We start from the raw sequence: 4,822 nt of genomic DNA, 5'->3' as shown, positions 1-4,822 counted from the left end.
GAATTTTGTTTATCTCTCGCAGGAGACCATAAACAAACGCTCGGGCGGAGAAAAAAGCGAGCAGGGACGTACAAGTACAGGCTAAACTCTAAAGAATACCAAGACGAGCTGGAGCTAAACGTATACGATATGGATATGCGCCAATACGACCCCGCAATTGGGCGTTGGGCAGTGATTGACCCCGTTGTACATTATGAGGAATCTCCATATACTGGTTTTGGTAACAACCCCGTGTTTTATGCAGACCCCAGTGGCGCTGATCCTTACGAATCGCAAGCGGATAGGTCTGGAGAAATGAGTAATGATGAGTGGACAGCCCAAAACCGTAGAGACATAGACAAGCAACTTGGAGGAGATGGTGTGGATGTTGCTACAGGAACGTACAGCACCGCCGAGGAAAGAATCCAGAACGAACAGGAAAATAATAACAGTACCGATGGAGGAGATTCTGAACCAACAGTAGGCGGTATACCGCATTCGTCTGATTCAAACAATGATTACTATTGGAATTCGGTAACTAACTCCTATGAGGTTTACCCTAAATTTATAAAGGGTTTTGATACCATTAAAAACGAAAGTAATTTAACTGATCAAGAACGTCTCTTAAGATTGCGGGGTTCAGAAGGAATTACACCAATGGAATTCAGCTCTCCTTTTTTTCCAATGGCTTGGGTTGGTAAATTGTTTGGTGCTATTGGTGGCTCAGTGGTTGCTAAAGGTATAACTGCTGAAGGAGCGGTTTGGGCACAAAAAACATTTAGTAACACATTTAGTACAGTTGGGAAATTTGCAGGAAAAACAGTTGAAAGCGTTGCAGGTGCATTAAGACGCGGTACTTTGTCTGTTTCTGATGTTCCTATTAATGTAGTTGTAAGAAATGGACAAACGTTTATTTTGAATACTAGATCTTCAGCGGCACTAATGCAAGCTGGTATACCAAGAAGCGCTTGGAATGTGATAAATCAAACAGGTGTTTCTTCATTTGAAAGTATGCTTACAAATCAATTAGGTAGAAATGGTTTGATTAATGGTACAAGTACGATAAGACAATCAGGTACTCTATTAATACTTTCTCATTAGTGAATTCAATTGATTTTATACAACTTAGCAAGACTGTATCTCAAGCCTTAAGGCACGAACCGCAGTCATATAATCTCACTTTAGATTCTCAAGGTTGGGTGTTAATTTCTAATTTAGTTTTTGCATTGAACCTTAAGGGGGTACAGGTTAATGAAAGTGAAATTTGTAAAATGGTTGAGTTGTCAGAAAAGAAAAGACATCAAATATTAAATGGAAAAATCAAGGCTTATTATGGACATTCTATAGTAAATAAGATTTTAAAGCGCCATATTGAACCACCTGCTTTTTTATATCACGGAACAATAAAAAGTAGTTTAAATAGTATTTTAGAAAAAGGATTGCTTCCTATGGAAAGGCAATATATTCACTTGTCCTTTGATGAAAAAACAGCAGTAATTGTAGGAAACAGAAGAAAGGGAGAGTTAGTTATATTGAAAGTAAAAGCGAAGGAAGCATTTTTTAACAATATAAAATTTTATAAAGAAGAAAATGGTATTTGGTTATCCGATCTAATACCATCAAAATATATAATAATAATATAAAATAATGGAATTAATAGAAATAAAAGGGCTTTTTGAAATGGACTATGGTGCACCTTCACCAACAATATTATCAAATGACAATGAATTATTTGTTGCGTTTTATGCAGATAAAAAAAAATCATCTGTTGTACCGCAAGAACGTAATATTATCTATGATACAGGAATTTTTGCCTTAAAATTTAAGCGATATTTAAAATACACTTTTGGAATACCTAGTAATGAAACAATAAATAGTCATCCATATAGTAAACTTGGAATGGAGTCATGTTCGTTTTATGAGCTTATAGATTCAGACTACATTAAATCACTACAAGATATAGAAAAAATGCATCCCGGGTATAATCCTAAAAAATGGAATATGTATAAACATTACATATTAACCTTTCACGATAATATGTTTGAGTGTATTGCTGAAGGTTTTGAAATAAGAGAAGAAAATACATCTCTTTACAATCAAGCTACTGTTCTGCTTAATGAATTATCCGTAAAATATTTTTAAGCGATATTTAAAACGCTGGCGAAACTTATTTTACAAAAAATATTTATAAATCTGCGGCAAAAGCTTCTCAACGATTAGGCTTGGAAAACACGCCCCCGCTAGTCCGAGCATTAGGTTTCATTGGGCTAGTGCGAGCTTCAAGCTCGTACCCACAATCAAAATCAGGCAAAACAAAACTACAACCCTAAAAAATTTGTAGTTTTTTATTTATATTTACCAAAAAGACAAATGAGTAGAAAATATAAATTCCACGAAAAAGAAGGGGCATATTTTGTAAGTTTCGCTACCGTTAATTGGATAGATGTATTTACGAGAGATTTGTATTTTTCAATACTGATAGAATCATTAGACCATTGCAGGAAAAATAAGGGTATGGAAATTTATGGTCATTGTATTATGCCAAGTCACGTGCATTTGATTTTTAGGTCGTAACTTGGTGATCCATCAGGATTAATGCGGGATTTGAAAGGGTTTACATCTAGAAAAATATTGAAAACAATTCAAGACAATCCGCAAGAAAGCCGACGAGAATGGATGCTTTAAATGTTTGAAAGAGCTGGAAAGAAAAACAGCAATGTCAAGGAAAAACAGTTTTGGCAACAAAACAATCAGCCAATACAAATTTGGAGTTTGAAAGTGTTTGAACAAAAACTAAATTACATTCATAACAATCCTGTAGAATCTGGTTTTGTAACTGACTCTATAGATTGGAAGTATAGTAGTGCAAGGAATTACGGAAATAACGACCAAACTATTTTAGAGATAGATTTGAATTGATTGTGTTTGTGGGCACGAGCCGGAGGCGTCGCGCTAGCCGTTGAACTTATTTCTGCTCGCGCCATCGGGGCGACCCGCTAGCGGAATTATCAAGACGCTATTCTCCCTACGTATATTGTGTTAATAATCCAGTATTTTTTATAGATCCAGATGGCATGATGCACCAACAAGGTCAAGGTGCTGGAGACCCAAGCATTGATTATGGGATGATTATGGATGCAGAAGATATGCGGAAAAATGATTTAAGGGGATTTGCATCTCCAATTTTTGATAATAAGACTGGCTCGTATTTAGGAAATGATAGCAAAGGTTTTTTAAATGGAGAGGTGCTTTTTATGGATAAAGATAAATTTACGAGTTTAACTAACGAATCTAAAGAAGGTATCATAGATCACAATGTCGCTGTTGACAATAAGAATAGTCAATCAATAGCAGATTTGAAACCTACGGAAGCGAATATGATTTTATTTAATCAAGCAACTGATTTTATAGATAAAACACTTTACAAAGCTTTTTATGGTATTAATCCAAGTAAAGAATTATTTTCTGGACGTGTACAAACAGGATCCGTACAATTGGGCAAAGGTACAGAAAGCGCAAGACCAATGGGTACTGAATATGGTAATTATCATAATGTTGGTGGAAATATTGACATAATAACCCAAAGTTTTGATAATAGAAAAGAGTTAAATACCGCAGCAAATATCTTTAGTAATTTTGAACACGAATTCAGAGGACACGGTGGAAGAGGCGGTTTTGGTAATAATCCGGATCATAAAGCAATTTATAATATGCAAATAACTAGTCCAAATTTTAAATTTACAACAGGGCTTTATAGACAACACATTATAAATGCAAATAAAAATTAACAAATATGAAATTAAATAGGAAATGGATATTCTTTATTATTGCTTCAACGATTATATTTTTGTCTTGTAAACAGGATTTACGTAGTTATGAAACTAATGAAATAAAACTTGTAAAAATGGAAATACAGGAAGATTTAGAGACTTATATCTCTCATCCAGCAAGTAATGATAAAATATGCTTAATTGAAATTGAAAAAGCAAAACAGGATATTAGTCGTGGAAAAATTTCGTTTTGTATGCCTTCAGGAGAAGGTAACCATGAATTAAGGCAAGAGAAATATATAAAAATATTATGCGAAAAACACGGTATTTTTTTTAAATACGAAGAAATGAATGATGCGATAAACAAAAGTGGAAGACAAGGCTGTTATAAAGCATATATGGATAGTTTTTTGGCAAAAAAATATGGTAAAAATTTTAAAAAATCAGTTTTAGAAAATGCTGACCAAATTTTAATAAAATCAAATGATACTATTAATTCATATTTTTGTGACATAAAACCAGTAATAAAAGGGATAGACTTACAAGACGAATCTATAGAAGTAAAGATAAATAGCACCTTGAAAAATCAATTAGTAAAAGATAATTTGGGGTATTTACCAACAATAAATTTGATTTTTTTTATTGATAAAAAAGGAAGTTTAAGCGATTTTTATTTAGATTCGTTTAACGACAATAAGAAAAATTCAAATATAAAATTCAAAAATCAGCTTTTAATAACTGCAATTGAAGAGTTGAAAAAGTATAAAAAAAGTGAACCTGGCAAAATAAAAGATAAAAATGTCATAACTAAAAACAGTGTGAGGATAATTTTTTATTAGCCAGATGGCTCGGATATGTCGCCTGAACGATTGTCTTGTCCTGAAATAGGTTTACACAAAAGTGTAAAAAAATGGAAAGATATTCAAGAGTAAGTAGTTCAAAATGGCAATCCCCCGCTAGTTTCATTGGGCTAGTGCGAGCTTCAAGCTCGTACCCCCCCCGCTAGTCCGAGCATTAGGTTTCATTGGGCTAGTGCGAGCTTCAAGCTCGTACCCACAATCAAAATCAGGCAA

Annotated in this window: 5 protein-coding genes and 1 pseudogene; all 6 read left to right on the top strand. The window is 33.8% G+C overall.

What is annotated here, in order from left to right; genetic code table 11:
* Nucleotides 1-1,080 (top strand): RHS repeat-associated core domain-containing protein (locus FNW21_RS15970; RefSeq protein ID WP_317129311.1); only part of this gene is annotated, 1,080 nt, incomplete at its 5' end.
* Nucleotides 1,080-1,622 (top strand): RNA 2'-phosphotransferase, encoded by a 543-nt coding sequence (locus tag FNW21_RS15965; RefSeq protein WP_221932079.1) that lies wholly within the window; start codon nucleotides 1,080-1,082, stop codon nucleotides 1,620-1,622. The genes FNW21_RS15970 and FNW21_RS15965, both read left to right, overlap by 1 nt.
* A gap of 4 nt (nucleotides 1,623-1,626) precedes the next feature.
* Nucleotides 1,627-2,121, top strand: coding sequence for a hypothetical protein (locus FNW21_RS15960; RefSeq protein ID WP_144257744.1), 495 nt, complete (start codon nucleotides 1,627-1,629; stop codon nucleotides 2,119-2,121).
* A gap of 228 nt (nucleotides 2,122-2,349) precedes the next feature.
* Nucleotides 2,350-2,898: pseudogene (locus FNW21_RS15955) on the top strand (REP-associated tyrosine transposase).
* A gap of 155 nt (nucleotides 2,899-3,053) precedes the next feature.
* Complete coding sequence (locus FNW21_RS15950) at nucleotides 3,054-3,767, top strand: hypothetical protein (RefSeq protein WP_144257743.1); 714 nt, start codon at nucleotides 3,054-3,056, stop codon at nucleotides 3,765-3,767.
* A 5-nt stretch (nucleotides 3,768-3,772) separates the two neighbouring features.
* Entirely contained in the window at nucleotides 3,773-4,588 is an 816-nt protein-coding gene (locus FNW21_RS15945) for a hypothetical protein (protein WP_144257742.1), read from the top strand.
* Nucleotides 4,589-4,822: the final 234 nt, after the last annotated feature.

Source organism: Flavobacterium restrictum (genome assembly GCF_007097245.1).
Lineage (GTDB): Bacteria > Bacteroidota > Bacteroidia > Flavobacteriales > Flavobacteriaceae > Flavobacterium > Flavobacterium restrictum.
Note: the sequence above shows the minus strand (reverse complement) of the source record. Positions and strands in the feature narration are given on the sequence as shown.

Coding starts and splice junctions, on each gene's coding strand:
- FNW21_RS15960 (WP_144257744.1), top strand. CDS start 1,627: ATGGAATTAATAGAAATAAAAGGGCTTTTTGAAATGGACTATGGTGCA.
- FNW21_RS15950 (WP_144257743.1), top strand. CDS start 3,054: ATGATGCACCAACAAGGTCAAGGTGCTGGAGACCCAAGCATTGATTAT.
- FNW21_RS15945 (WP_144257742.1), top strand. CDS start 3,773: ATGAAATTAAATAGGAAATGGATATTCTTTATTATTGCTTCAACGATT.